This window comes from Bradyrhizobium sp. WBOS07, assembly GCF_024585165.1.
Taxonomy (GTDB): Bacteria; Pseudomonadota; Alphaproteobacteria; order Rhizobiales; family Xanthobacteraceae; genus Bradyrhizobium; species Bradyrhizobium japonicum_B.
Map to the genome: position 1 here is coordinate 1,041,272 of NZ_CP029008.1, position 24,686 is coordinate 1,065,957.

Here is a 24,686-nt window from a genome sequence, read left to right on the forward strand (position 1 = left end):
GGTCCCGGATCTGCGCTTCGCTTGTCCGGGACGACAGCGGAGAATGACGCGAAATCTCAGCTAAATCTCCACCACCTGTCCCGGCTGCATCGCCACGAACCGCTCCTGCGGAATCTTCGCCGCATCGAGAGCCTCGACCAGCGCCTTGGCCGGGGCGTCGATGGCTTCGTCGGTCAGCTGGAACGTGCCATGGTGATGCCCGAGCGCGGCCTCGGCGCCGCAATCGGCCAGCGCCTTCACCGCGTCCTCCGGGTTCATGTGCTGGTCGCGCATGAACCAGCGCGGCTCGTAGGCGCCGATGGGAAGGATGGCGAGGCGCAGCTTGCCGTGCCTCTCGGCGACGCGGCGGAAATGCCGGCCATCGCCATAGCCGGAATCGCAGACGACGTAGATCTTCCCGGCCGGCGTCTCCAGGACGAAACTCGCCCACAGCGCCTTGTTGCGATCGAACATGCCGCGCGCCGTCCAGTGCCGGGTCGGCACGAGATGCGCGGCAATGCCGCTGCCGAGCTCGACGCGGTCATGCCAGTCGAACGCCTCGACCCTGATGCTGGGATCCCAGCTGCGCATGGTGACGTCGTTGCCGAGCGGGGTGACCACGCGCGGGGCAAAATTCTTGGTGAGCCGCGACAGCGTCGCGATGTCGAGATGATCGTAGTGCCCGTGCGAGACCAGCACGACGTCGATCTTCGGCAGCTTCTCGAAGGCGATGCCGGGATCGTTGTGCCGCTTCGGCCCGGCGAAGGCGACCGGCGACACCCGCATCGACCAGACCGGATCGACCAGGATGTTGAGGCCGCCGGCCTGGATCAGCCAGCTGGCGTGGCCGACGAAGGAGAGCCGCACCTTGTCGCCGTCGACCCGCTCCGGCGGGGTGTCGGCGTGGGGGCTGGGGGCCCAATCCGGCCATGCCGCGCGTTGGCGCTTGCCGCCCAACTGCCAGCGCAGCACCTCACGCAGCGATTTCGGCGGGGCTCCGTCCGGATCGAAAAAGGTGAGGCCGTCGAAATGATCGGAGACCGGGCCGTCATAGGTCTTCATACGGGACATCCAGAGCGAGGGGGCGCCGACCAGGGTGCCGGCCCCGGCAAACAGTCCGAACAGGCGGCGGCGGGTGATCGGCACGGGGTTTCAGCGGTGGTAACGGAGGCGGGTCATCAGTTCTATATGGGCGGATCCCGGCGAAAAGGAACCGGCAGCGGAAAAGGGCCTCTTTTCAGGCTCTTGCCCTGGAAACGTCGCCCCGGCACCCCAACTTTCCTTGACTTTTGGGCGGAAGCGGCGTTTAACCCCGCCACTTTCTCGGAAAGGCTTTCTTTTCGACCCGCCGACCGGCCCTGGAGGCCGGAGGTTAACGCCCGACAGCGCTGTGCGCCCTCGGGCGCAAAGGTGTTTGGACGACTGCTTACCAGGAGAGTGGTCATCCCCCGCGAAGGCGGGGGATCCAGTATTCCGGGGCCCCTCGGCTAGAATCGAGAAGCCGCGGCGTACTGGATGCCCCGGTCAAGCCGGGGCATGACAGCGGTGAACGCGGCAACCCTGCGCGAGCAGGACAAAGGACAACGGCATTGTTCGACAATCTGTCGGAACGGCTTGGCGGAATTCTCGATCGTCTGACGGGGCGCGGTGCGCTGACCGAAAAGGACGTCGACGCCGCGATGCGCGAGGTGCGCCGCGCGCTGCTGGAGGCTGACGTCGCGCTCGAGGTGGTCCGCAGCTTCACCGAGCGCGTCCGCGAGCAGGCGATCGGCGCCACCGTCGTCAAGTCGGTCACACCCGGCCAGATGGTGGTCAAGATCGTCCATGACGAGCTGATCAATACGCTGGGCAGCGAAGGCCAGACCATCGACGTCAATTCCGTGCCGCCGGTGCCGATCATGATGGTCGGCCTGCAGGGCTCGGGCAAGACGACCACCACCGCAAAGCTCGCCCGCCGCCTGGTCCAGCGCGACAAGCGCAAGGTGCTGATGGCCTCGCTCGACGTCTACCGTCCGGCGGCGATGGAGCAGCTCGCCGTGCTCGGCCGCGATCTCGACATCCCGACCCTGCCCATCGTCGCAGGACAGCAGCCGCCGCAGATCGCCAAGCGCGCGCTGGAGGCCGGCAAGCTCGGCGGCTACGACGTCGTGCTGCTCGACACCGCCGGCCGCACCACGCTCGACGAAGACATGATGGCGGAAGCAGCCGCGATCAAAGCCGCGGCCAACCCGCACGAAGTGCTGCTGGTCGCGGACAGCCTCACCGGCCAGGACGCCGTGAATCTCGCGCGCGCGTTCGACCAGCGCGTCGGCCTCACCGGCATCGTGCTGACGCGCGTCGATGGCGACGGCCGCGGCGGCGCCGCGCTGTCGATGCGCGCCGTCACCGGCAAGCCGATCAAGCTGCTCGGCACCGGCGAAAAGACCGATGCGCTGGAGGATTTCCACCCCGATCGTATCGCCGGCCGCATCCTCGGCATGGGCGACGTGGTCTCGCTGGTCGAGCGCGCCGCCGCCAACATCGACGCCGAGAAGGCCGCGCGCACCGCCGAGCGCATGCGCAAGGGTCAATTCGACCTCAACGACATGCGCGAGCAGCTGCTGCAGATGTCGAGCATGGGCGGCATCAGCGGCCTGATGGGGATGATGCCCGGCATCTCCAAGATGAAGAACCAGATCGCGGCCGCCGGCATCGACGACAAGATCCTGAAGCGCCAAGTCGCCATCATCGATTCCATGACCCGCGACGAGCGCCGTCATCCCGACCTGCTCAAGGCCAGCCGCAAGAAGCGCATCGCCGCCGGCAGCGGCCAGAGCGTCGAGCAGGTCAACAAGCTGCTGAAGATGCACCGGAACATGGCCGACGTGATGAAGGCGATGGGCTCGGGCAAGCGCGGCCCGCTCGCCGGCATCGCGCAGGCCATGGGCTTCGGCGGCGGCATGAAGATGCCGTCTCCGGAAGAGATGAAGGCCATGCAGGAGAAGATGCAGAGCGGCGGCGGCCAGGGCCTGCCGAGCCTGCCGAAGGATCTGCCGCCCGGTCTTCGCTCAGGCCTGCCGAATGTGCCGGGACTCACGGGCCTCAGCGGCAAGCCGACCCTTCCAGGGCTCGGCGGTTTCCCGGGCAAGAAGAAATGAGGAATTCGTCGCACGGGATCGCACCGGTCTCGCGCGACGCGGAAATACCAATCAACCGAACAAAACGTACTTTGAAGGAGAACTGAATGTCCGTCGTTATCCGCCTCGCGCGCGCAGGCACCAAGAAGCGTCCCGTCTATCATGTCGTCGTCGCCGATTCCCGCTTTCCGCGCGACGGCCGCTTCATCGAGCGTCTCGGCTATTTCAACCCGCTGCTGCCGAAGGACAACGAGACCCGTCTCAAGCTCGACATGGACAAGGTGAAGGCCTGGCTCGCCAAGGGCGCGCAGCCGTCGGACCGCGTGGCGCGTTTCCTCGACGCCGCCGGCGTCAAGAAGCGCGAAGCGCGCAACAACCCCGAAAAGGCCGTGCCGCGCAAGGAGCGCAAGGCGCAGGCCGAAGCCGCGGCGAAGGGCTAAGGCCGGATCATGTCGGCGCTGGTCTGCGTCGCGCGGATCGGCGCCGCGCATGGGGTGCGCGGTGCGGTCAAACTATGGACCTTCACCGAAGATCCCTTTGCCGTGAAGCGCTATGGCCCGCTGCTGTCCAAGGACGGCAAGCGCCAGTTCGAAGTCGCACAGGCGCGTGAGGCGAAGGACCATCTGGTCGCGACGTTCAAGGGCGTCACGACCCGCGATGAGGCCGAGCGCCTCAACGGCATCGAGCTCTACGTCGCGCGCGACAAGCTGCCCGCGACGGACGAGGACGAATATTACCACACCGACCTGATCGGGCTCGCCGCCGTTACCACGGAGGGCGATGCGCTCGGCCGCGTGCTCGCGATCCACAATTTCGGCGCCGGCGACATCATCGAGATCGCCCCGCCCAAGGGCGCGACGATGCTGCTGCCGTTCTCGAACGCGGTGGTGCCGGAGGTCGATCTTGCCGGCGGCCGTGTGGTGATCGCGCTGCCGCAGGAGATCGAGGGCGAGGAGCGGGGCGAAGCTCTCTCCACGGGTCGTCCCCGTGAACGCGGGGACCCATAACCACAGGCCAACATTTTTCGCTAAGCTGTTTGCTCCAGCCATCGCAAAACTGGCTGCGGTGGTTATGGGTCCCGGGCTCGCGCTTCGCGCGCCCCGGGATGACGAGAACTGAGATCCGATGACCGATCCGTCACCCTGGCGCGCAACCGTGCTGACGCTGTTTCCGGAGATGTTTCCGGGGCCGCTGGGCGTGAGCCTCGCCGGCCGGGCGCTGGCGTCCGGGATCTGGAAGCTCGAGGCGCGGGACATCAGGGCCTCCGCCACCGACCGCCACCGCAGCGTCGACGACACCCCGGCTGGCGGCGGCCCGGGCATGGTGTTGCGGGCCGATGTCCTGGCGGCGGCCATCGATGCGGCGGAGGCAGGACCCGAACGCCCACGCCTGCTGATGAGCCCGCGCGGTCGGCCATTGACCCAGGCCCGTGTCCAGGAGCTCGCATGCGGGCCCGGCCCGCTGATCGTCTGCGGGCGCTTCGAGGGGGTGGACCAGCGGGTCATCGACAAGCGGGGGCTGGAGGAGGTCTCGATCGGCGATTACGTGCTGTCCGGGGGCGAAATCGCCGCTTTGGCCCTGATCGACGCTTGCGTCCGGCTGCTGCCGGGGGTGATGGGCAAGGAGGCGTCGGGAACCGAGGAAAGCTTCTCCGAGGGCCTTCTGGAATACCCGCAATACACTCGGCCGCAGCTATTCGAGGGGGCTGCAATCCCGGAGGTGCTGACCTCCGGCGACCACGCCAAGGTGGCGGCCTGGCGGCGGGCGCAATCGGAGGCGCTCACCGAGGCCCGGCGGCCTGATTTATGGGCCCGGATCCCGCCGAAGCCGGCGAATCGGGCCGGGCGCCAAAAAACGCCAAAAAACAAGACAGACGGGTGACAAACGCTCCGGCTTGCCTTATAGGAGCGGCCAAATCCGCAATGGCTGGATAGACGAATTTTGCGCAGCCCCCCGTTTCCAGGGCTGGGCGCGCCGATGGAGATTTACCCATGAACCTGATCAAGCAGCTCGAGCAAGAGCAATTCGACAAGCTGTCCGCCGGCAAGGACATTCCGGAATTCGGTCCCGGCGACACCGTGATCGTCAACGTGAAGGTCGTCGAAGGCGACCGCACCCGCGTGCAGGCCTATGAAGGCGTCTGCATCGGCCGTTCCGGCGGTGGCCTCAACGAGAGCTTCACCGTGCGCAAGATCTCCTACGGCGAGGGCGTGGAGCGCGTGTTCCCGGTGATGTCGCCGATGATCGACTCGATCAAGGTGGTGCGCCGCGGCAAGGTGCGTCGCGCCAAGCTCTATTACCTCCGCAACCTGCGCGGCAAGTCGGCCCGCATCGTCGAGAAGACCGAGCACGCCAAGGCTGCCGTTAACGAGTAAGCCTCGCTGCTCCATGCGAGTTTCGAAAGCGCGGGGCTCGGCTCCGCGCTTTTTTGTTGGGCCTCAAGCCGCGCATGCGGTGCCGCCCCTCACCCTGAGGAGCGCGGAACGCGCGTCCCAAAGCGCGAGGCCACCGGCCGGGCCTTCATCTTTCGAGACGCGCGCAAGAACGCGCTCCTCTGGATGAGGGTCATGCCCTGACCGCGCATTGAAACCACTCGCGATTTCAATTCGGCCTGCTATATATTCCTGGAATGTTTCCAGATCCGACCAGCTTCGCCCCTGTCCAGCGCATCGTCATCGACGATCGCTCGCGGCTGCCTGGGCGGTTCTTCGGCCGCTTCGCGACCTCGGCAACGTCAGAGCTTATTCGCGCAGCCTGAAAGGCTGCGCTGACGACTCTGTTGCCCGCGCGCACTCGCGCACATCCGCTACTAACATTCTTCGGAGCTGACGCTCATGTCCAAGCCGACCACATTGTACGACAAGATCTGGAACGACCATCTGGTGCACGAAGCCGAGGACGGCACCTGCCTGCTCTATATCGACCGCCATCTGGTGCACGAGGTGACCTCGCCGCAGGCGTTCGAAGGCCTGCGCGCCACAGGGCGCAAGGTTCACGCGCCGGAGAAGACGCTGGCCGTCGTCGACCACAACGTGCCGACCACCGATCGCACCAAGCCGAATCCCGATCCGGAGAGCATCGAGCAGATCAAGGCGCTGGCCGAGAACGCCAAGGAATTCGGCATCGAATATTACAACGAGTTCGACAAGCGCCAGGGCGTCGTCCACGTCATCGGCCCCGAGCAGGGCTTCACCCTGCCCGGCACCACCATCGTCTGCGGTGACAGCCACACCTCGACGCATGGCGCGTTCGGGGCGCTCGCGCACGGCATCGGCACGAGCGAGGTCGAGCACGTGCTGGCGACGCAGACGCTGATCCAGAAGAAGGCGAAGAACATGCGCGTCACCGTCGACGGCAAATTGCCGGACGGTGTCACGGGCAAGGACATCATCCTGGCCATCATCGGCGAGATCGGCACCGCGGGCGGCACCGGCTACGTGCTGGAATATGCCGGCGATGCGATCAGTGCGCTCAGCATGGAAGGCCGCATGACGGTCTGCAACATGTCGATCGAAGGCGGCGCCCGCGCCGGTCTCGTCGCGCCCGACCAGAAGGCGTTCGACTTCCTGCGCGGCCGCCCGAAGGCCCCGAAGGGCGCGGACTGGGATGCGGCCATGCGCTATTGGGAGAAACTGCGCTCCGACGACGGCGCGCATTTCGACAACGAGCTGCGTCTCGACGCTGCCAAGCTGCCCCCGATCGTGACCTGGGGCACTTCGCCTGAAGACGTCGTCTCCGTGACCGGCATCGTGCCGGACCCCGACAAGATCGCGGACGAAGCCAAGCGTCTCTCCAAGCATCGCGCGCTGAAATACATGGGCCTCACCGCGGGAACGAAGATCACCGACATCAAGGTCGACCGCATCTTCATCGGCTCCTGCACCAATGGCCGCATCGAGGATCTGCGCGCTGCCGCCAAGATCGCGGAAGGCAAGCACGTCTCCGGGCATGTCAACGCCATGGTCGTGCCGGGCTCCGGCATCGTGAAGGAGCAGGCCGAAGCCGAGGGTCTCGACAAGATCTTCATCAAGGCCGGTTTCGAATGGCGCGAGCCGGGCTGCTCGATGTGCCTCGCCATGAACCCGGACAAGCTGGCCCCGGAAGAGCGCTGCGCCTCGACCTCGAACCGCAATTTCGAGGGCCGCCAGGGCTTCAAGGGCCGCACGCACCTCGTCTCGCCGGCGATGGCGGCGGCAGCGGCGATCGCCGGCCATTTCGTCGATATCAGGGACTGGCGCTAAGCCAGCTCTGCAAATTGTAGCGATCGCGGCAAACCGCCTTTAATCGATCGCCTGACACTCTCGTCCTCGCGATGATTTCGCGAGGACGCGTACCAATGGCCAACAAGCCGGAATATGTCGACCTGATCAGTGAGGCCACGCGCCAGCACCGCCGCCGCGCGGCGCCCTTGCGCATCGTCGCCAAGCCCGAGATGGAAGAGACCTCGCGGCTGAGCCGCTGGCCGCCGGCGATGTTCAAGCAATGGAAGCTGGACAATCTGATGCGGTGGAAAGCTTCGTCGTGGAAGCTGAAGGACTGGCTGTAGCCGCGTTCCGGGCGTATTCTAACCATCCACGATCTTCATGCGCGCCCTCCACGAACGCGGACGGTGCCGCGACGCGAGGGGTTTTTGGAAATGACTGTCTATGCGATCGCGCAGCTGAAGATGACCGACCGCGCGGCCTATGAGCGCTACCAGGCGCGGTTCTTCGATGTGTTCAGGAAGTTCAATGGACGGCTGCTCGCCGCCGATGAGCATCCGCGCCTGCTCGAAGGGGCGTGGCCGCACGACAAGCTCGTCATGATGTCGTTTCCCGACGAGGCCGCCTTCCTCGCCTTCTCGAACTCACCCGACTACGAGGAGATTTCGCGCGACCGCAAGGCCGGCGCGCAGGCGACCGTGCTGCTGGTGCAGGGATTCGCCGGCTAGCAACTCACCAGAACGGGCCGTAGCCGAACACGAAGGGTGCGGGCGCGCCGTAGGGATAGGGACGGTAGTGGACGGGCCGCGCGTAATAGCGGGGATCGCGGCGCACGAGGAGCCGCACGTTGGGTTGGGTTCGCGAAGGCCGCCGCGCATCGAAAACGGCGATCCCCGCCGAGGCCTCCGGGATCGTTATCGCTGGCGCAGCGAAAGCATGCGTCAGGCCGGCGGCGAGTGCGACAGCAACGGATAACGCAACCCATTTCGCCATGGACCACCCCACCGGGCTCCCGCGCCCGCCTCAGCCGCGGCGCCAGTAGCAGCTCACACGCGGCACGATCACCGTGCCGCTCGGCCGAAATTCCTGCACATAGGTCGCGTTGCAGACGCGGACGGCGTCGGGACCGGGATTGTAGCGCGGATAGACGCCGTCAGGCGCGTAATAGGGTGTCACGCGCAGGCGCGCCGGGGGCCGCTTGCGCGGCGGCGGGATGTCGTCCGGTGTGGCCGCCTGCGCCAGCCTGACACCGGGGGCGGCCGTCTGCGCCTCCGCACCGACGCAAAATTGCGAAAACAACCCCATGCACAGTAGCGTCAGCGCTGTTTTTGCTCGCATTTTCTCGCCCACCTGAACCGTCTCGCTCGAGCCCCACGCTCCCCGTTTTGGCGGCGCCCGTCAACCTCGCCGCGCTTATAAAGCGGGATGCATCGCCAAGAAACCCGCGCTAAGACAAGCCCATGTGGACGGAATTGAAAGCGCCCTCGCTGGCCGAGATGGAAGCGACGGCGCACGAAATCTTCGAGGGCCTGCCGGCGGAGTTTCGCGCCCTGTGCAAAGGCGTCATCATCCGTGTCGACGACTTCCCGACCGAGGAGGTGCTGGACGAGATGGACTGCGAGAGCGAGTTCGACCTGCTCGGCCTGTTCCAGGGCGTCGGCCTGCCGCAGCAGAGCCTCGGCGACGTGGCGCGGCTGCCCAACATGGTCTGGCTCTACCGCCGGCCGATCCTGGATTATTGGGCCGAGCACGACGAAAGCCTCGGCCACATCGTCCGCCACGTCCTGATCCACGAGATCGGCCACCATTTCGGCCTTTCGGACGGCGATATGGAAGCGATCGAGGCGCGGGCGGAGTGACGGGTGGTTGCCGCACTGAAGGTGCGCTCCCTCCTCCGCTTGCGGCAGAGGGAGTGCACCTCCTCCGTGGCTCGATCCCGCCAAACAGACGAGCCCTGCCCAATTCGGCCTAGGATTCAGGCTCCGGACACGATAAATAACGGCTCCCTGACCACCTGCGGGAAAGCGCAACCATGGACAAGTTCACCACGCTGGAAGGCGTCGCGGCGCCGCTGAAGATCATCAATGTCGACACCGACATGATCATTCCGAAGCAGTACCTGAAGACCATCAAGCGGACCGGCCTTGGCAAGGGGCTCTTCTCCGAGCAGCGCTACAAGGACGACGGCAGCGAGAACCCGGATTTCGTGCTCAACCAGCCCGCCTATCGCAACGCGAAGGTGCTGGTCGCCGGCGACAATTTCGGCTGCGGCTCGAGCCGCGAGCACGCGCCCTGGGCGCTGCTCGACTTCGGCATCCGCTGCGTGATCTCGACCTCGTTCGGCGACATCTTCTACAACAACTGCTTCAAGAACGGCATCCTGCCGATCCGCGTCTCCCAGGAAGACCTCGACAAGCTGTTCGACGACGCCGAGCGCGGCGCCAACGCGACGCTGACGATCGACCTGCCGAACCAGGAGATCCGCGGCCCCGACGGCGGCAAGGTCAAGTTCGAGATCGATCCGTTCCGCAAGCACTGCCTGATCAACGGCCTCGACGACATCGGCCTCACCATGGAGAAGAAGGCCTCGATCGACTCTTACGAGGACAAGCTCAAGCGCGAACGCGCCTGGGCCTGATTACCGATTTTGGTTCGAGCCCCGGTGCCGCAAGCGCCGGGGCTTTTTCTTTGCCCTCGTCATCCTGTATGGCTTTGCGCATGCTCCCCGAGATCGTCACCTTCTGGCACGGCCCGATGGACGCGCTGCGCCAGACCTGCCTGCGCTCGCAGCTCGCTGCCGGCCACAAGGTCACGGTCTACAGCTTTGATCCCATTCCCGGCCTGCCGGCGGGCGTCGCCAATGCGGAGGCCGAGGCGATCCTGCCGCACGCATTCTCCGAACGTTTGCGGCCGCCGCAGCCAGACGGCAGCTGGCGCGACTGGACCATTCTGCAGTTCAGCGACTTCTTCCGCATGAAGCTGATGGCGAAGGGCCTCGGCCTCTGGCTCGATGCCGACGTGCTGCTGCTCAAGCCGGTCGAGATTGATCCGGCAAAACCCTACTTCGCCTGGGAGCGGCCGCGCCAGCTCGGCAATTCCGTGATCTATCTGCCGCCCGGACACGGCATCGTCGCCGCCTTCGAGGAGCTGATGGAGCAGGAGGAGCTGACGCCGGACTGGCTGTCGCTGCGCCATCGCATCACCTTCCTGATGCGCCGCCTGCGCGGCGGCTCCAATCGCCTCGCGGACATCCGCGTCGCCATCTACGGGCCCGCGGCACTGACCGCGCTGGCGCGCCGCACCGGCGAGCTGGCATGCGCGCTGCCGAAGCAATCGTTCTACGCCGTGCATGCCGAGCCGAAACTGTTCTTCGATCCCTCCAGCTATCTCGGCCTCGTCACCAACCCTGACATCATCGGCCTGCACATCTCGCCCAAGGGCCGTGGCGGCGAAAAGCCGATTCCGGGCAGCCTGTATGCCTGGGCGACGGAGCGGTTTGCGTAGCTGCCGCGCTGGAGGTGCGCTCCCTCTCCCGCTTGCGGGAGAGGGTCGGGGAGAGGGTGTTTCCGCAATGGGACAATCCCCAAGAGGAGAAAACCCTCACCCGACGCGCCGGACGATGCTTCGCATCGCCCGCGACGCGTCGACCTCTCCCGCAAGCGGGAGAGGTGCAGCGGAGACCGCTTTTCACCACCCCCAGTTTGATCCAGCGCAACGCGCCCCTGCAACATTGTGCTTAATTCGCTCCAATTCCGCCGTCCGAAGGAGCTTTCCATGAGCACCGCAAGCAGGCCTTATCCCATCGTCCAGGATCTCATCGAGTCCTTTGCCGACTGGTTGAAGCACCGCCGCGAGATCAGCGAGATGCGTCAGCTCGATCGCGCCGATTTCGACCGGATCGCGAACGACCTGCGGATCGCGCCCGACGATCTGGAGGAGCTGGTCCGCCACGGCAAGCATTCTGCCGACGAGCTGCCCAAGATGCTGGAGCAGCTCGGCATCAGCGCCGAAGGCCTCGGCCGCGCGCAACCGCTGCTGCTCCGCGATCTGGAGCGAGTGTGCTCGCTGTGCAACCACAAGGGACAATGCGACCGCGATCTCGCCGAGGGCACCGCCGCGGAGCATTACCACGAATATTGCGCCAATGCCTCGACCCTGGAGTCGCTCGAGCGCACCGACGTCGCGCCGCGCTGAGGCGCGTCGCGTAGGAGTTTATTTGCCGGCGACGAAATAGAAGTCCTGCCGGCCGGAGATCGAGCCGTAGCTGAACGGCTTTTGCCTGCGGCCGGTTGCTTCCATGACGTCGTCGCGAACGAAGTCGAACAGCCTGCGGACTTCGAGGCCCGGCGTCGGAACGTTCTTGACGAAGGCGGCTGCGAACGGACTGTTGCTCCCGTCGCCGTCGAGCGCGGTCTCGCCATCCTTGGCGGCATAGACCACCAGCGTGCCCGCCTCCGGCTCGACGGGGGCCAGCCCCCGCGACACCGAGCGCGACGCGACCGTCATCGTGCGCTTCATCTGGGCTGCGAACGGATTATCCCGGCAGGCATCGAGGATGACGAGGCGCAGCTTCCTGGCGCGCTCCGCAGCATTGAGAACCTGATCGACCGGCACGGCTTCAAACGCGATTTCGCGATCCGCCGCGATCTTCGCATCCGTCGGGATGAGATAATTGATTCCGCCGACCTCCATGCCGTGTCCGGCATAATACACGACGGCCCAGTCCGCCGTCTCCGCACGTGCCGCGAACTCGCGCAAGGCATTCACCAGGGCATCCTTGCGCAGATCGGTCAGCAGCGTAACGGCTTCGAATCCGGTGAGCTTCAGCACGTCGGCGACGAGGCTTGCATCGCGCACGGGGTTTGGCAGGGCGGCGACGTTTTCATAGGCCGCGTTGCCGATGACGAGAGCGATGCGGCGATCCGTGTTCGCAGCCCCGGGTACCGCGACAAGCGGAGCGACGCCGGTCTTCTCCACCAGGATCGTTGCCGGTCGCGGCGAAGGCAGGACGGCAAGCCGCTCCCGTGCCTTGTCCAGGGCCCATCTCGTGGCGGTATTTCTGAGGCCAAGCGTGGCGTTGAAGTCGGCCCTCGCATTGGCGAAATCGCCGCGCTTCTCGTAGGCCAGTCCGCGGTTGAGATAGGCGTTCGCATAGGTGGAATCCGCGCGGATCGCTTCGGTGTAGTCGGCGATGGAACGATCGGTCTCGCCCTTGCGGCCATAGGCGTTGCCGCGGTTGAAATACGCGTTCGCATTGGTCGGCTGCAGGCGCACAGCTTCGGTATAATCAGCGATGGCGCGATCGGTGTTGCCCTTGTTGCTGTAGGCATTGCCCCGGTTGTAATAGGCGTTCGCGTAGCCCGGATCGAGCCGGATGGTCGCCGAATAGTCCGCGATCGCACGCTCCGTATCGCCCTTGCTGCTGTAGGAATTGCCGCGATTGTAATAGGCATTGGCGTGCGCGGGATCGAGCCGGATGGTCGCGGTGTAGTCGGCTATGGCGCGGTCGGCATCGCCGGTCGCGGCATAAGCGTTTGCTCGATTGTAGTAAGCGTTCGCGTCCCTGGGATCTCGCCGTATCGCCTCGGAAGCTGTGGCAATCGCAGCGTTCGTCTCGGCTTTGACGCGGTCGTTGGCGCTTGCCGGGCCAGCGAAGACAAGAAGTGCAAAGCAATAGAATAATTTGCGAAGCATATGAAAGCCCACGCGCGATATCGAGGACTGGGAGCGTTAATTAAGCGACGCAAATTTACCGAAGCAACCTCCCGGATTGTGTGATCTAAATCACAGGAATGCGGCCGCACCAGGCATCGGCGGCCGCAACTTGCATCCTGGATATCCGTGGCGGCTTGATCAAGCCCGCGCCGCCATCGCGGCGGCTTCCGCCGCAGCGCGCTGCATGCTGGTCGACATCTCGTTCGTCACGGTGCTCTGCTCCTCGATCGCCGCGGCCGTCGACGTCACATATTCGCTGACGTTGTTGATGGCCTGCTTGATCGCGCCGAGCGCGCTGACGACGTCGCCGGAGATGCCGTTGAGGCTGCCGATCTCCGCGCCGATCTTGTCGGTGGCCTGCTTGGCCTGGTTGGCGAGGCTCTTGACCTCCGAGGCGACCACCGCGAAGCCGAATTCTCGTTGGCACTGACGACAGTGCCGTCGAGCCTGAACTCGATCACGGCCTGGGCGCGGCCGATGGCGGCGATCTTCGAAGCATCCGTCATGCTGCGGATCTTCTTCGCGGTGATGTCGGTCGCAATCTTGGCGACCATCACCGTCTTGCCGTTGCCGTCGAGCACCGGATTGTAGGATGCCTCGATCCAGACCTCGTGGCCATCCTTCGCGATCCGCTTGAATTCCCGCGCCTGATACTCGCCACGGTTCAATGCCGCCCAGAACGCCTTGTACTCGGCGCTGTCGCGCTGGTCGGCCGGCACGAACATGGAATGATGCTTGCCCTGGATCTCGTCGAGCCGATAGCCGAGGGCGTCGAGGAAGTTCTTGTTGGCCGTGACGATCGTGCCATCAAGGTTGAACTCGATCATGGCCTGCGAGCGGCCGATTGCATCGAGCCGTGCTTGGGCATCAACCTGGGACTTGCGACCGAACATCAGGGAATCTCCATCTCGAAATTACGTGTACAGCTCGTAAGGGAAGTGACCGCGGCGGCGAAACAGCCGTACTCAAATCTACAATTCCCGCGAGTCCCCTGCACTCGGATGCAGCTCGGACGAGTTCACGCCGATGACGGCGGAAGCGGATACGCGATCATTCGTAAGGCAAAAGCTCGAACAAAGTTCTAATAGAAGTATCGGAAATCGGCGGTGCCGTAACGATCTCTGCCTACGTCGCGATCACCGCGACGGACGGCGCAGTTTGAAATGACGCATCTCATTCAACGGCTTACGAAGTTGCCGCGCTGCATGCCGGACACGGAGTTTTCGCCACCGGCGTCGCGCGCTGATCCGTAGTCTTACGGCTGCGACGTCTTGTGCTTCGCTCGCCGACCGATCCCCCACAGCGTCAGATTCCAAGCAACGCAGGTGCCGAGCGCGAGGCACAGACCGACGCTTGATCCGAACGACACCACTGCCACGTGCAGGACGGCGATTGCCGTGCCGAATCCGAGCAGGCCCCAGGCGGAGTTGGCGAGCACGGCGGCCGTCGGCGGGCCGCCGATGCGCGGATGCAGGATCACCATGATGCTGGAGAACACGACGGGATACAGCGCGATGATACCGCTGATGCGAGGCCCGACCCAGCCCGAGGTCGAGACCACGATGGCGACGAGCGTCGCTACCAGCGCAGCCCGCATCGGAACGTCATACCAGCGGCGCGTCACCAGCGGCATCTTCACGTGGCGGTAGCCGGCCAGCAGCGGAATGCAGATACCGAAGGCGATCAGGTTCGCGGCCAGCCCGGCGGTGAGCGACCATTCGAACTGACGGACGATCGACGCAAGCACGATCCAGACCGCGACCGCGCTGCCACAACTCACCACGAGATCGTACCGCTGGGCCAGCACGACATAGGTGAGGCACATGAAGATGGTCGCCGCATTGATCGGAAGACTCGCCAGCGCACCTTGCGCGATGAAGGCGGCGTCGTGGTCGAGCGCGAGGAAGACGTAGGACGGACCGGCTGAGATCGGCAGGGTCGCGACCAGCGCGCCGATCACCGGTCCTGCGCGTTCGGTGATGATCGACGCCGTCACGACGAACGTCGCCGCGATCGCCATGCGCAGGAGCAGGAAGAGGATGAAATGGAGGTCGGGGGACATCTTGGCTTCTTACCCTCCCCTGGAGGGGGAGGGGCGCTGTGCATGAAGCGAAGCGAAATGCGCAGCGGGGTGGGGTGATCTCTCGACACGAGCAGTCTGCGGCTTGGAGAGATCACCCCACCCCGCTCGCGCTACGCGCGATCGACCCTCCCCCTCCAGGGGAGGGTAAGAGACTCACATCCGCTGCATCGACACCGAGACCTTTGGGCCGTTCTTGATGGTCTGGTAGACCACGCAATAGCGCTCGGTCAGCTTGAGCAGGAGATCGAGCTTGTCCTGCGGCGCGTCGGTGTCGACCTCGAAGCGCAGACGGATCTCGGCGAAGCCGACCGGGGTCTCCTTGTCGATGCCGAGCGTGCCGCGGAAATCGAGATCGCCCTCGGCATAGACGTTGCCGGTCTTCATGGGCACCTCGATCGCGGTCGCAACCGATTTCAGCGTGACGCCGGCACAGGCGACCAGGGCTTCGAGCAGCATGTCGCCGGAGCAGAGTTCGAGACCGGAGCCGCCGGTGGCCGGATGCAGGCCTGCCATCGCGATGGCGCGGCCGGTCTCGACCTTGCACGCGATGCCTTCGCTGTCGGTGGAGCCCTTGGCTTTCAGTGTGATCAGCGCGGTCTTGGGATCGCTCTTGTAGCGCTCCTTGATCGGAGCCTGCATCTGGCGCAGTTGGACGGCGTCCATCTTGTTCTCTCCCGGAAAAATTACCCTTCGATGTACCGGCTCGAAGCGAAATTGTCACCACCACATGGCCTGACCGGGACCCTGGGTTGCGTCACGGTCGGGCACGCTGCGGTCGAGCGAGCGGTCGAGTGACGTCAGCACGCTCCGCTTGAAATTCTCGAACAGCGGCGAATTGCGGTCGCGCGGCCGGCCCAGATTGACCTCGATCTGGTCAAACAGCCGCCCGGGACGTGGCCGCATCACCAGGACACGGTCGGCCAGCACCACGGCTTCGTCGACGTCGTGTGTGACGAGAATGAGCGTCGGCCGCGTGTCGGCCCAGAGATCGAGCAGATGATCCTGGAGATCCCTGCGGGTAAAGGCATCGAGCGCGGAGAACGGCTCGTCGAGCAAGAGCACCTCAGGCTGCGGAACCAGCGCGCGTGCGATCGCGACGCGCTGCGCCTGCCCGCCCGAGAGCTCGCGGGGCCAGGCCTGCGCCTTGTCGGCCAGTCCTACGCGTTCGAGCGCGCGCATCACCTTCTCGCGCCGCGTCGCCGCCGGCAGATCGGCAAGTCCAAAACCGATATTGTCGGCGACGCTGAGCCAGGGCAAAAGCCGCGGCTCCTGGAAGATGATGCCGATCTTGGCATGGGGCGAATTGATCGCCTCGTCGTCGAGTGTCACCGTGCCCGAGGAGGCGCGATCGAGGCCGGCGATGGCGCGCAACAATGTCGACTTGCCGCAGCCGGAGCCGCCAATGATGGCGATGATCTCGCCTTGCCTGATCTCGGCGGAGAAGCGCGCCAGCGCCTCGACGCCGTTGGGATAGGTCTTGCTGACCCGATCGAGCGCCAGCATCGCGTTACGCTCCCTTGGTGCGGCCGAACGCGTCCTGCCAGCGCAGGAAGGGCGCCGCCGCGATCTCGATCAGCCAGTCGGTGAGCTTGCCGAGGATGGCGAAGATCACGATGGCGGCGAGGATCTGCGCGGGCTTGCCGAGCTGCTGGCCGTCGAGCAGGAGATAGCCGAGGCCCTCGGAGGCGCCGATCAGCTCGGCCGCAACCACGAACATCCAGCCGAGACCAAGCCCGACGCGCAAGGATACGACATAGGCCGGCAGCACGGCGGGCAACAGGATGCGGCGGATCATCGCGAAGCCGGAAAGGCGGAAGGTGCGTCCGACCTCGACGATCTTGCGATCGACCGAGAGGATGGCTCCCATCACGCCGAGATAGACCGGGAAGAACACGCCGACCGCAATCAGCGCGACCTTCGAGGTCTCGAAGATGCCGAGCCAGAGGATGAACAGTGGCACCCAGGCCAGCGACGGGATGGCGCGTAGCGCCTGCACGGTCGGATCGAGCAGCCGCCGCGCCAGCGACCAATAGCCGGAGATGGCGCCGAGCAGCGTGCCTGCGACCACGCCGAACGCGAAGCCGAGCGAGACCCGCCACAGCGTCGCTGCGATGTGGCGGACCAGCTCGCCGGAGCGGGCAAGCTCAGCGATGGTGGCAAAGACGCGCGAGGGCGGCGGCACCAGCCGCCCGTTGGACCAGCCGAGCCAGACCACGAGCTCCCAGCCGAGTGCGAGCGTCAGCGGCAGCAATATCCCAAGCAGCGGCCGCGCATAGCGTGACAGCCGCGAAGGCGCGGCAGCACTCTCGGCCGGTTCCGAGGTTTGTTGCAAAGCTGGCGCATCGGAGATCATGGTCATTAGCAAGCGCGTCTGGTCGGGGAATGCAAGGGCGTGCGGCAATCTCGGTTGTCGCCCGGACAAGCGAAGCGCCGCTCCGGGGCCCATAACCACAGGGAGATGTGATTATGGGGACTCGGAATGACTATCTTCGCGCAACAACCACGCCCTGTGGTTATGGGTCCCGGGTTCGCTTCGCGCCCCGGGACGACAGCGGAGTTTGTTGCGCGCGGCTTACCTCTTTCCTGCGAACTAATTCGTCGGCAGCGGGACCTGGTCGTCGATCAAGGCATCCAGCGTCGCCTTCACGTCGACCTTGGCGTCGACGACGCCGGCCTGCTGCAGCGCGAGGCCGGCGGCAAGGATCGACTCGCGCTGCGGCGTGCCGATACGGCTGTGGGTGAGCTCGGTGCGTTCCTTCAGCTGCTTGTCGACGACGGCCTCGGGAAGCCTGGTCACGGCGATCAAGGTCTTCTTCAGTTCGTCGTAATTCGCCAGCGAATACTTTCGCGCTTCCTCGTACACGGCGAGCACGCGGCGGACGGCGTCCGGATGGTCCTTCAAGAATTGCTCACGCACATTGAGGATGCCCCAGGTGTTGGCGTCGGCCTTGCGGTAGAACAGCTTTGCGCCTTCCCCGACCTCGGCCTGCGCCATCATCGGATCGAGGCCGGCCCAGGCGTCGACGTCACCGCGGATCAGCGCGGTCTTGCCATCGGCGTGCTGGAGCAACACCGGCGTGATGTCCTTCTCGGTGAGACCGGCACCAAGCAGCGCACGCACCAGGAAGATGTGCGGATCGGTGCCGCGCGTCACCGCGACGCGCTTGCCCTTGAGGTCGGCGACGCCAGCGATCTTGGAATCCTTCGACGTCACCAGCGCAGTCCATTCGGGGCGCGAATAGACATAGATCGACTTGATCGGGTTGCCGTTGATCTTGGCCACCAGCGCCGCCGAGCCCGCGGTCGAGCCGAAATCGATCGAGCCGGCATTGAGGAATTCGAGCGCCTTGTTGGAGCCGGCCGACTGCACCCAGGTGACGGTGATCCCGTCCTTGGCGAACTCCTTCTCGAGCAGTCCCTTCTGCTTCAAGACCATCGACACCGGATTGTAGGTCGCCCAGTCGATGCGGATTTCCTTGAGCGGATCCGCCGCCTTGGCCGCAGGTGTCACGGCGAGCGCAAACGCTCCCGCCAGCAGAATGCGTCGCGTCATCCAGGTCATGCCCAGCCTCCTCCAAAACTTGGTTGTTTTTCAAGGAGTTATATCTGGAAATCAACGAGAAAATCCGTCCCCTGAAAGCCCGCCGGCCGAGAACAGACTTGCCCGAAGCCGCGGCTTTCCAGCATGGAACGACTATTGCCAGAGAATGGCGGGTGACAGCGCCCGTCACCTCTTATATCCGGTGAGATATGGACAGCATCGCGACTGAGCAGAAGGCCGGGGTGGACGATCGATTCGACACCGCGCGGATCACCGCCGCGGTCGATGCGCTTGCCGAGAAGCATCAGGGGCGCGAAGACGCGTTCCGCACCGCCATGGCGCAATTGCTCAAGGCCGAGCTGATCGCGGCGCGCGCCGCGGCACAGGAAATCCTTTTGAAGGACCGTCACGGCCGCCGCTGCGCCGAGCGGCTGTGTCACGTCCAGGACGAGATCATCCGCATCCTGTATTCTGCGGCGACCCGTCATCTCTACCGCTCGCCGATCCCGAGCGGCGCCGAGCGCATGGCGGTGGTTGCGACCGGCGGCTACGGCCGCGGCCTGATGGCGCCCGAATCCGACATCGATCTGCTGTTCATCCTGCCCTACAAGCAGACCGCCTGGGGCGAGCAGGTGGCGGAGGCCATCCTCTATTGTCTCTGGGACATGGGGCTGAAGGTCGGCCACGCCACGCGCTCGGTCGACGAATCGATCCGGCAGGCGCGCGGCGACATGACCATCCGCACCGCGATCCTGGAGACGCGCTTCCTCACCGGCGACAGGCCGCTTTATGACGAGCTGGTCGCGCGCTTCGACAAGGAGGTGGTGCAGGGCACCGCCTCGGAGTTCGTCACCGCAAAGCTCGCCGAGCGCGAGGAGCGGCATCGCCGCGGCGGCCAGTCGCGCTACTTGGTCGAGCCCAACGTCAAGGACGGCAAGGGCGCCCTGCGCGACCTGCATACGCTGTTCTGGATCGCCAAATACGTTTACCGCGTGCGCGACACCAGCGAGCTGGTCGAGCGCGGCGTGTTCGACGCGCAGGAATATCGCAGCTTCCGCCGCTGCGCCGATTTCCTCTGGTCGGTGCGCTGCAATCTGCATTTCTACTGCAACCGCGCCGAAGAGCGCCTCTCCTTCGACCTCCAGCGCGAGATCGCGGTGCGGCTCGGCTACACCTCGCATCCCGGCATGCAGGACGTCGAGCGCTTCATGAAGCACTACTTCCTGGTCGCCAAGGAAGTCGGCAACCTCACCGCCATCCTCTGCGCCAAGCTCGAGGATCAGCAGGCCAAGCCTGCGCCGGTGCTGAGCCGGATGATGGCGCGGCTGCGGCCGAGCACGGTGAAGCGGCGCGTCCCCGACAGCGACGATTTCATCGTCGACAACAACCGCATCAACGTCGCCGCGCCCGACGTCTTCAAGCACGATCCGGTCAATCTGATCCGCATCTTCCGCCTCGCGCAGAAGAACAATCTCGCCTTCCATCCGGATGCGATGCGCGGCGTGACGCGTTCGCTGGGCCTGATCAACGCAGGCTTGCGCGAAAATCCCGAGGCCAACCGGCTGTTCATGGAGATCCTGACCTCCGACAACGCCGAGATCGTGCTGCGGCGGATGAACGAGACCGGCGTGCTCGGCCATTTCATCCGCGCCTTCGGCAAGATCGTCTCGATGATGCAGTTCAACATGTATCATCACTACACCGTCGACGAGCACCTGATCCGCTGCATCGGCTTTCTCCAGGACATCGAGCGCGGCGGCGTCGAGGAATTCGCGCTCGCCAGCGATCTCATGCGCAAGACGAGGCCCGAGCACCGCGCGGTGATCTATATCGCTACGTTGCTGCACGACGTCGCCAAGGGCCGGCCGGAGGATCACTCGATCGCCGGCGCCAAGGTGGCGCGCCGGCTCTGCCCGCGGCTCGGCTTCAGTCCGGCCGACACCGAGCTGATCGCCTGGCTGATCGAGGAACATCTGACCATGTCCACGGTCGCGCAGTCGCGCGACCTGTCGGATCGCAAGACCATCGAGAATTTCGCCGCGGTGGTGCAGTCGGTCGAGCAGATGAAGCTCCTGACCATCCTGACCACGGCCGACATCCGCGGCGTCGGTCCCGGGGTGTGGAACGGCTGGAAGGCGCAGCTCTTGCGCTCGCTGTACTACGAGACCGAGCCGGTGCTCACCGGCGGCTTCTCAGAGGTCGATCGCGGCAAGCGCCTCGCGGCCGCCTATGCCGAGTTCCGCATGGCCTTTGCCGAATGGCCGGCGGACGAGCTCGATGCCTATATCGGCCGCCACTATCCGGCGTATTGGCTCAAGGTCGAGCTGCCGCGTAAGATCCGTCACGCCCGCTTCGTCCGCTCCAGCGAGCAGGCCGGGCACAAGCTCGCGATCAATGTCGGCTTCGACGAGGTGCGCGGCGTCACCGAGCTGACGATCTTCGCGGCCGACCATCCCTGGCTGCTCTCGATCATCGCCGGCGCCTGCGCCTCGGCCGGCGCCAACATCGTCGACGCCCAGATCTACACCACGACCGACGGCCGCGCGCTCGACACCATCTCGATCTCCCGGGAATACGACCGCGACGAGGACGAGGGACGGCGCGCCACCCGCATCGGCGAGATGATCGAGGACGTGCTGGAAGGCAAGCTGCGGCTGCCGGAGGTGGTGGCGCGGCGCACCGTGCGCAGCAAGGCGCGGCCCTTCGTGATCGAGCCGGAAGTGACCATCAACAACCAATGGTCCGACCGCTACACGGTGATCGAAGTCTCCGGCCTCGATCGCCCCGGCCTGCTCTACGAGCTGACCACGGCAATCTCGAAACTGAACCTCAACATCGCGTCAGCCCACGTCGCGACCTTCGGCGAGCGCGCGCGCGACGTGTTCTATGTCACCGACCTCCTGGGCGCCCAGATCAACGCGCCGACCCGCCAGGCCGCGATCAAGAGCGCACTGACCCACGTGATGGCCGGCGACAAGGCGGTTCAGCCGGCGGCGTAGACTTTTGTCATTCCGGGGCGCCGCGCAGCGGCGAGCCCGGAATCCATTCATCGGTACTGTCGGTGTGGCTCGATGGATTCCGGGTTCGCGCTGCGCGCGCCCCGGAATAACGCGGAGAGAGAGACCTAAACCTCCACCCCCTCGTGCCTTAGCAGCCACCTCTTCCGCTCCAGCCCGCCGCCATACTTGATCAGCGAGCCATTCGCGCCGATCAGCCGGTGGCATGGCAGAACCACGCTGATGGGATTGGAGCCGTTGGCATGGCCGACGGCGCGAATGGCTTTTGGCGTGTCGATCCTTGCGGCGAGCGCACCATAGCTCATCGTGGTGCCGGCAGGGATTTGCGCCAGCGCGGTCCAGACCTTCTGCTGGAACGCGGTGCCGGCAATGCGCCATGCGACGCCCGAGAGCTGGCCGAGATCGCCGTCGAAATAGCCCGACAGCGCGGTCCGCATGGCCGCGGGCGCGGGCTGGTCGCTCAGATCCACCACACCGTAATGCAGGCGCAAAAGCTCGCGCATGCGGTGCTCGTAGTCCTCCCAGTCGAGGGCGCGCAGGGCGCCTTCGGCATCGGTGACGAGCAGGGCGATCCCGATCGGTGTCGTCAGGCGATCGAGGCCGAAGCTAACGGAAGGTTTGGTTGATCGACTGGCCATTGCGTCACCATTGCATCGAAACGCGCCCATCGCACTTGCCATGCCGGCCGTGCTAACGTCCACCCGAAAGCTGACGCTTTTGGGGGAGCTCACCTTGATCCTGATCGCCAATGTCCTGGTGGCGCTGGTCGCCGCGCTGCACGTCTTCTTCCTGATCCTGGAGATGTTTCTCTGGGACAAGCCGCAGGGCCTGAAGGTATTTCGCAACACGCCGGAGAAGGCCGAGATCACGAAGGTGCTGGCCGCCAATCAGGGCCTCTATAACGGCTTCCTCGCCGCGGGCCTGGTCTGGGGCCTCGTCCACGGCAATCCGGCCTTCGCATTCCAGATCAAGACGTTCTTCCTGCTTTGCGTGATCGTGGCCGGCGCCTATGGCGCTGCGACCGTCAGTTCACGCATCCTGATGGTGCAGGCGCTGCCGGCGGTGATCGCGCTGGCTGCGTTGTTCCTGGCTTAGTCTGTCGCCTGAGACGCGACGGCGCGGCGTCGCGATCCTTGCGCGGCGCTGCGCCTTCCTCCACAATCTTCGGCAGCGATGGCGACCGTTGCAATCAACGGATAAAGACCATCGGCCGAAAATTCCGTCAGGAGGAACAAACAAATATGAACAATCGCAGGGCCTTCCTAGCTGCCACGGCAGCGCTCGCGTTCGCCTTCTCCGCAAGCCAAGCTCTCGCCCAGAAGAAATACGACACCGGGGCGAGCGACACCGAGATCAAGATCGGCCAGACCGTGCCGTTCTCCGGCCCCTACTCCGTCTATGCCAATATCGGCAAGACCCAAGCCGCCTATTTCAAGATGATCAACGATCAGGGCGGCATCAACGGCCGCAAGATCAATCTGATCCAGTATGACGACGCCTATTCGCCGCCGAAGACGGTGGAACAGGTGCGCAAGCTCGTCGAGGGCGACGAGGTGCTGTTCACCTTCCAGCTGATCGGCACCGCCGCCAATGCCGCCGTGCAAAAATACCTCAACGGCAAGAAGGTGCCGCAACTGCTGGCCTCGACCGGCGCGGCGCGCTTCAACGATCCCAAGAACTATCCCTGGACCATCGCCTACAATCCCAACTACGTGTCCGAGGGACGGATCTACGCCAAGTACATTCTCAAGGAGCATCCGAACGCCAAGATCGGCGTGCTCTACCAGAACGACGACATGGGCCGCGACTATCTCGCGGGCCTCAAGAGCGGCCTCGGCGACAAGGCCGCCAGCATGGTCGTCGGCGAGGTCTCCTACGAGGTCACCGACCCGACCGTCGACTCCCAGGTGGTCAAGCTGAAGTCGATGGGGATTGATCTGTTGTTCGACGCCTCGACGCCGAAATTCGCGGCGCAGGCGATCAAGAAGCTTGCCGATCTCGGCTGGACCCCCGTGCACATCCTCGACATCAATGCGAGCCCGGTTTCGGCGACGCTGAAGCCCGCCGGCCTCGACATCTCCAAGGGCATCATCTCGACCAATTACGGCAAGGATCCCGGCGATCCCCAGTGGAAGGACGATCCGGGCGTGAAGGCCTTCTTCGCCTTCATGGAGAAGTATTTCCCGGAAGGCGACAAGCTCAACACCGTCAACACCTACGCCTATTCGGTGGCGGAGTTGCTGGTGCAGGTCTTGAAGCAATGCGGCGACGACCTCACGCGCGAGAACGTCATGAAGCAGGTCGCCAACATCAAGGGCTACACGCCGAGCCTGGCGCTGCCCGGAATCAAGATCAACACCGGGCCGAACGACTTCCGCGTCAACAAGCAGATGCAGATGATGAAGTTCAACGGCGAACGCTGGGAGCTGTTCGGACCGATCATCGAGGACACCGGGCCGTCGGGCTAGCAGCGGTTTCGTAGGGTGGGTTAGCCGAAGGCGTAACCCACCACTTCTGCCGATACACGGGAACGAGAAGAGGTGGGTTACGCCCAGCGGACCGCGCTTCGCGCCGCCGCTGCGCTAACCCACCTCACAATCTACTTCGGTATCTCCCCGAAATTCTTTCCGACCGGCAGCACGGCGTGCCGGATCAGTCGCGAGTCCTCCACGGCTGCCTGCCGATGCTTCACCGCCTCGCGATAGACGGGGTCGCGGATCATCTCGACGAAGGCGGCGACGCTTGGATATTCGGCGATGAAGCAATGGTCCCAGCGTTCCTCCGCCGGGCCTATCAGCATCAGCTCGAACTTGCCCTGCCAGACGATGCGGCCGCCGAGGCGTTCGAACACCGGGCCGCTCTCGCGGCCATAGGCGGCGTAGGCTTCCGCGCCGCTCGCCTTGCGTCCGTCCGGATAGGCCGCCTCCTTGCGCAACCGCACCAGGTTGAGCATGTGGATCGGGCCGGGACGGTCGTTGTCCCGGAACTGCGCGAAGATCTCCTTGGTCGGATCGATATGGCCCATGCGTGCTC

The 24,686-nt window shown here is 64.9% G+C and carries 26 protein-coding genes and 1 pseudogene; 15 read left to right on the forward strand and 12 right to left on the reverse strand.

Translation table 11 applies throughout. From position 1 onward, the window contains the following. Positions 1 to 60 precede the first annotated feature (60 nt). Entirely contained in the window at positions 61 to 1,125 is a 1,065-nt protein-coding gene (locus DCM79_RS04905) for an MBL fold metallo-hydrolase (RefSeq protein WP_257178897.1), read from the reverse strand. Between the two features lie 443 nt (positions 1,126 to 1,568). On the opposite strand from DCM79_RS04905, the gene ffh reads away from it, so the two are divergent. The 8 genes from ffh (at position 1,569) to DCM79_RS04945 (ending at position 8,025) form a co-directional block, all read left to right on the forward strand. Next, positions 1,569 to 3,116: a signal recognition particle protein gene (ffh, locus tag DCM79_RS04910; RefSeq protein WP_257178898.1), complete on the forward strand. Its 1,548-nt coding sequence runs from the start codon at positions 1,569 to 1,571 to the stop codon at positions 3,114 to 3,116. Positions 3,117 to 3,202: 86 nt separating this feature from the next. Next, positions 3,203 to 3,535, forward strand: coding sequence for a 30S ribosomal protein S16 (gene rpsP, locus DCM79_RS04915; protein ID WP_008133080.1), 333 nt, complete (start codon positions 3,203 to 3,205; stop codon positions 3,533 to 3,535). Positions 3,536 to 3,544: 9 nt separating this feature from the next. Further along, entirely contained in the window at positions 3,545 to 4,102 is a 558-nt protein-coding gene (gene rimM / locus DCM79_RS04920; protein ID WP_257178899.1) for a ribosome maturation factor RimM, read from the forward strand. Between the two features lie 118 nt (positions 4,103 to 4,220). Beyond that, a complete protein-coding gene (gene trmD / locus DCM79_RS04925) occupies positions 4,221 to 4,976 on the forward strand; it encodes a tRNA (guanosine(37)-N1)-methyltransferase TrmD (RefSeq protein WP_257178900.1) in 756 nt (251 codons plus the stop codon). Between the two features lie 110 nt (positions 4,977 to 5,086). Then, complete coding sequence (gene rplS, locus DCM79_RS04930) at positions 5,087 to 5,470, forward strand: 50S ribosomal protein L19 (protein WP_028133304.1); 384 nt, start codon at positions 5,087 to 5,089, stop codon at positions 5,468 to 5,470. Positions 5,471 to 5,929: 459 nt separating this feature from the next. Next, positions 5,930 to 7,336 carry a 3-isopropylmalate dehydratase large subunit gene (gene leuC, locus DCM79_RS04935; RefSeq protein WP_257178901.1) on the forward strand — a complete coding sequence of 469 codons (1,407 nt, stop codon included), beginning with the start codon at positions 5,930 to 5,932 and terminating at the stop codon, positions 7,334 to 7,336. Positions 7,337 to 7,431: 95 nt separating this feature from the next. Further along, positions 7,432 to 7,641, forward strand: coding sequence for a hypothetical protein (locus tag DCM79_RS04940; protein WP_257178902.1), 210 nt, complete (start codon positions 7,432 to 7,434; stop codon positions 7,639 to 7,641). A gap of 90 nt (positions 7,642 to 7,731) precedes the next feature. Beyond that, entirely contained in the window at positions 7,732 to 8,025 is a 294-nt protein-coding gene (locus tag DCM79_RS04945; RefSeq protein ID WP_257178903.1) for a DUF1330 domain-containing protein, read from the forward strand. A gap of 4 nt (positions 8,026 to 8,029) precedes the next feature. Here DCM79_RS04945 and DCM79_RS04950 read toward each other — a convergent pair whose 3' ends face one another. Both DCM79_RS04950 and DCM79_RS04955 read right to left on the reverse strand, forming a co-directional pair. Continuing rightward, positions 8,030 to 8,290 (reverse strand): hypothetical protein, encoded by a 261-nt coding sequence (locus DCM79_RS04950; protein ID WP_257178904.1) that lies wholly within the window; start codon positions 8,288 to 8,290, stop codon positions 8,030 to 8,032. A 30-nt stretch (positions 8,291 to 8,320) separates the two neighbouring features. Continuing rightward, positions 8,321 to 8,602, reverse strand: coding sequence for a hypothetical protein (locus DCM79_RS04955; RefSeq protein ID WP_257178905.1), 282 nt, complete (start codon positions 8,600 to 8,602; stop codon positions 8,321 to 8,323). A 155-nt stretch (positions 8,603 to 8,757) separates the two neighbouring features. On the opposite strand from DCM79_RS04955, the gene DCM79_RS04960 reads away from it, so the two are divergent. The 4 genes from DCM79_RS04960 (at position 8,758) to DCM79_RS04975 (ending at position 11,491) form a co-directional block, all read left to right on the forward strand. After that, a complete protein-coding gene (locus DCM79_RS04960) occupies positions 8,758 to 9,156 on the forward strand; it encodes a metallopeptidase family protein (protein ID WP_257178906.1) in 399 nt (132 codons plus the stop codon). Positions 9,157 to 9,329: 173 nt separating this feature from the next. Further along, the gene (gene leuD / locus DCM79_RS04965; RefSeq protein ID WP_027573022.1) at positions 9,330 to 9,935 is read left to right on the forward strand and encodes a 3-isopropylmalate dehydratase small subunit; all 606 of its coding nucleotides are present in this window, start codon (positions 9,330 to 9,332) and stop codon (positions 9,933 to 9,935) included. Positions 9,936 to 10,015: 80 nt separating this feature from the next. After that, positions 10,016 to 10,801, forward strand: coding sequence for a capsular polysaccharide synthesis protein (locus tag DCM79_RS04970; protein WP_257178908.1), 786 nt, complete (start codon positions 10,016 to 10,018; stop codon positions 10,799 to 10,801). 270 nt (positions 10,802 to 11,071) lie between these two features. Then, positions 11,072 to 11,491, forward strand: coding sequence for a hypothetical protein (locus tag DCM79_RS04975; RefSeq protein ID WP_257178909.1), 420 nt, complete (start codon positions 11,072 to 11,074; stop codon positions 11,489 to 11,491). 18 nt (positions 11,492 to 11,509) lie between these two features. Here the strand turns inward: DCM79_RS04975 and DCM79_RS04980 are convergent, their stop codons facing one another. The 7 genes and pseudogenes from DCM79_RS04980 to DCM79_RS05010 form a co-directional block, all read right to left on the reverse strand. Further along, positions 11,510 to 12,991, reverse strand: coding sequence for a tetratricopeptide repeat protein (locus DCM79_RS04980; RefSeq protein ID WP_257178910.1), 1,482 nt, complete (start codon positions 12,989 to 12,991; stop codon positions 11,510 to 11,512). 159 nt (positions 12,992 to 13,150) lie between these two features. Further along, a pseudogene (locus DCM79_RS04985) lies at positions 13,151 to 13,905 on the reverse strand (PAS domain S-box protein). Between the two features lie 362 nt (positions 13,906 to 14,267). Beyond that, entirely contained in the window at positions 14,268 to 15,074 is an 807-nt protein-coding gene (locus tag DCM79_RS04990) for a hypothetical protein (protein ID WP_257178911.1), read from the reverse strand. Positions 15,075 to 15,248: 174 nt separating this feature from the next. After that, positions 15,249 to 15,758 (reverse strand): OsmC family protein, encoded by a 510-nt coding sequence (locus tag DCM79_RS04995; protein WP_257178912.1) that lies wholly within the window; start codon positions 15,756 to 15,758, stop codon positions 15,249 to 15,251. 54 nt (positions 15,759 to 15,812) lie between these two features. Further along, positions 15,813 to 16,598: an ABC transporter ATP-binding protein gene (locus DCM79_RS05000; RefSeq protein ID WP_257178913.1), complete on the reverse strand. Its 786-nt coding sequence runs from the start codon at positions 16,596 to 16,598 to the stop codon at positions 15,813 to 15,815. Between the two features lie 4 nt (positions 16,599 to 16,602). Next, the gene (locus DCM79_RS05005) at positions 16,603 to 17,448 is read right to left on the reverse strand and encodes an ABC transporter permease (RefSeq protein WP_257180696.1); all 846 of its coding nucleotides are present in this window, start codon (positions 17,446 to 17,448) and stop codon (positions 16,603 to 16,605) included. A gap of 237 nt (positions 17,449 to 17,685) precedes the next feature. Beyond that, complete coding sequence (locus DCM79_RS05010; protein WP_257178915.1) at positions 17,686 to 18,657, reverse strand: aliphatic sulfonate ABC transporter substrate-binding protein; 972 nt, start codon at positions 18,655 to 18,657, stop codon at positions 17,686 to 17,688. A gap of 188 nt (positions 18,658 to 18,845) precedes the next feature. On the opposite strand from DCM79_RS05010, the gene DCM79_RS05015 reads away from it, so the two are divergent. Beyond that, positions 18,846 to 21,635: a [protein-PII] uridylyltransferase gene (locus DCM79_RS05015; RefSeq protein WP_028133783.1), complete on the forward strand. Its 2,790-nt coding sequence runs from the start codon at positions 18,846 to 18,848 to the stop codon at positions 21,633 to 21,635. A 125-nt stretch (positions 21,636 to 21,760) separates the two neighbouring features. On the opposite strand, the gene DCM79_RS05020 is transcribed toward DCM79_RS05015, so the two are convergent. Then, positions 21,761 to 22,291: a methylated-DNA--[protein]-cysteine S-methyltransferase gene (locus DCM79_RS05020; protein ID WP_257180697.1), complete on the reverse strand. Its 531-nt coding sequence runs from the start codon at positions 22,289 to 22,291 to the stop codon at positions 21,761 to 21,763. Between the two features lie 40 nt (positions 22,292 to 22,331). Between DCM79_RS05020 and DCM79_RS05025 the strand changes: the two genes are divergently transcribed. Together DCM79_RS05025 and DCM79_RS05030 are read left to right on the forward strand one after the other, a co-directional pair. Next, positions 22,332 to 22,748: a DUF1304 domain-containing protein gene (locus tag DCM79_RS05025; protein ID WP_257178916.1), complete on the forward strand. Its 417-nt coding sequence runs from the start codon at positions 22,332 to 22,334 to the stop codon at positions 22,746 to 22,748. A gap of 146 nt (positions 22,749 to 22,894) precedes the next feature. Further along, complete coding sequence (locus tag DCM79_RS05030; RefSeq protein ID WP_257178917.1) at positions 22,895 to 24,121, forward strand: ABC transporter substrate-binding protein; 1,227 nt, start codon at positions 22,895 to 22,897, stop codon at positions 24,119 to 24,121. Between the two features lie 131 nt (positions 24,122 to 24,252). Here the strand turns inward: DCM79_RS05030 and DCM79_RS05035 are convergent, their stop codons facing one another. Further along, complete coding sequence (locus tag DCM79_RS05035; protein ID WP_257178918.1) at positions 24,253 to 24,678, reverse strand: DUF1330 domain-containing protein; 426 nt, start codon at positions 24,676 to 24,678, stop codon at positions 24,253 to 24,255. Positions 24,679 to 24,686 lie beyond the last annotated feature (8 nt).

What these genes read in the sequence shown, in the direction of transcription:
- DCM79_RS04970 (WP_257178908.1), top strand. Translation starts at nt 10,016, where the DNA reads ATGCTCCCCGAGATCGTCACCTTCTGGCACGGCCCGATGGACGCGCTG.
- DCM79_RS05005 (WP_257180696.1), bottom strand. Translation starts at nt 17,448, where the DNA reads ATGATCTCCGATGCGCCAGCTTTGCAACAAACCTCGGAACCGGCCGAG.
- DCM79_RS04975 (WP_257178909.1), top strand. Translation starts at nt 11,072, where the DNA reads ATGAGCACCGCAAGCAGGCCTTATCCCATCGTCCAGGATCTCATCGAG.
- DCM79_RS04955 (WP_257178905.1), bottom strand. Translation starts at nt 8,602, where the DNA reads ATGGGGTTGTTTTCGCAATTTTGCGTCGGTGCGGAGGCGCAGACGGCC.
- DCM79_RS05030 (WP_257178917.1), top strand. Translation starts at nt 22,895, where the DNA reads ATGAACAATCGCAGGGCCTTCCTAGCTGCCACGGCAGCGCTCGCGTTC.
- rpsP (WP_008133080.1), top strand. Translation starts at nt 3,203, where the DNA reads ATGTCCGTCGTTATCCGCCTCGCGCGCGCAGGCACCAAGAAGCGTCCC.
- DCM79_RS05025 (WP_257178916.1), top strand. Translation starts at nt 22,332, where the DNA reads ATGCCGGCCGTGCTAACGTCCACCCGAAAGCTGACGCTTTTGGGGGAG.
- DCM79_RS04995 (WP_257178912.1), bottom strand. Translation starts at nt 15,758, where the DNA reads ATGGACGCCGTCCAACTGCGCCAGATGCAGGCTCCGATCAAGGAGCGC.
- DCM79_RS04945 (WP_257178903.1), top strand. Translation starts at nt 7,732, where the DNA reads ATGACTGTCTATGCGATCGCGCAGCTGAAGATGACCGACCGCGCGGCC.
- DCM79_RS05010 (WP_257178915.1), bottom strand. Translation starts at nt 18,657, where the DNA reads ATGACCTGGATGACGCGACGCATTCTGCTGGCGGGAGCGTTTGCGCTC.
- DCM79_RS05000 (WP_257178913.1), bottom strand. Translation starts at nt 16,598, where the DNA reads ATGCTGGCGCTCGATCGGGTCAGCAAGACCTATCCCAACGGCGTCGAG.
- DCM79_RS05035 (WP_257178918.1), bottom strand. Translation starts at nt 24,678, where the DNA reads ATGGGCCATATCGATCCGACCAAGGAGATCTTCGCGCAGTTCCGGGAC.
- rplS (WP_028133304.1), top strand. Translation starts at nt 5,087, where the DNA reads ATGAACCTGATCAAGCAGCTCGAGCAAGAGCAATTCGACAAGCTGTCC.
- DCM79_RS04950 (WP_257178904.1), bottom strand. Translation starts at nt 8,290, where the DNA reads ATGGCGAAATGGGTTGCGTTATCCGTTGCTGTCGCACTCGCCGCCGGC.
- DCM79_RS04990 (WP_257178911.1), bottom strand. Translation starts at nt 15,074, where the DNA reads ATGTCCCCCGACCTCCATTTCATCCTCTTCCTGCTCCTGCGCATGGCG.
- trmD (WP_257178900.1), top strand. Translation starts at nt 4,221, where the DNA reads ATGACCGATCCGTCACCCTGGCGCGCAACCGTGCTGACGCTGTTTCCG.
- DCM79_RS05020 (WP_257180697.1), bottom strand. Translation starts at nt 22,291, where the DNA reads ATGGCCAGTCGATCAACCAAACCTTCCGTTAGCTTCGGCCTCGATCGC.
- DCM79_RS04980 (WP_257178910.1), bottom strand. Translation starts at nt 12,991, where the DNA reads ATGCTTCGCAAATTATTCTATTGCTTTGCACTTCTTGTCTTCGCTGGC.
- leuD (WP_027573022.1), top strand. Translation starts at nt 9,330, where the DNA reads ATGGACAAGTTCACCACGCTGGAAGGCGTCGCGGCGCCGCTGAAGATC.
- rimM (WP_257178899.1), top strand. Translation starts at nt 3,545, where the DNA reads ATGTCGGCGCTGGTCTGCGTCGCGCGGATCGGCGCCGCGCATGGGGTG.
- leuC (WP_257178901.1), top strand. Translation starts at nt 5,930, where the DNA reads ATGTCCAAGCCGACCACATTGTACGACAAGATCTGGAACGACCATCTG.
- DCM79_RS05015 (WP_028133783.1), top strand. Translation starts at nt 18,846, where the DNA reads ATGGACAGCATCGCGACTGAGCAGAAGGCCGGGGTGGACGATCGATTC.
- DCM79_RS04940 (WP_257178902.1), top strand. Translation starts at nt 7,432, where the DNA reads ATGGCCAACAAGCCGGAATATGTCGACCTGATCAGTGAGGCCACGCGC.
- DCM79_RS04960 (WP_257178906.1), top strand. Translation starts at nt 8,758, where the DNA reads ATGTGGACGGAATTGAAAGCGCCCTCGCTGGCCGAGATGGAAGCGACG.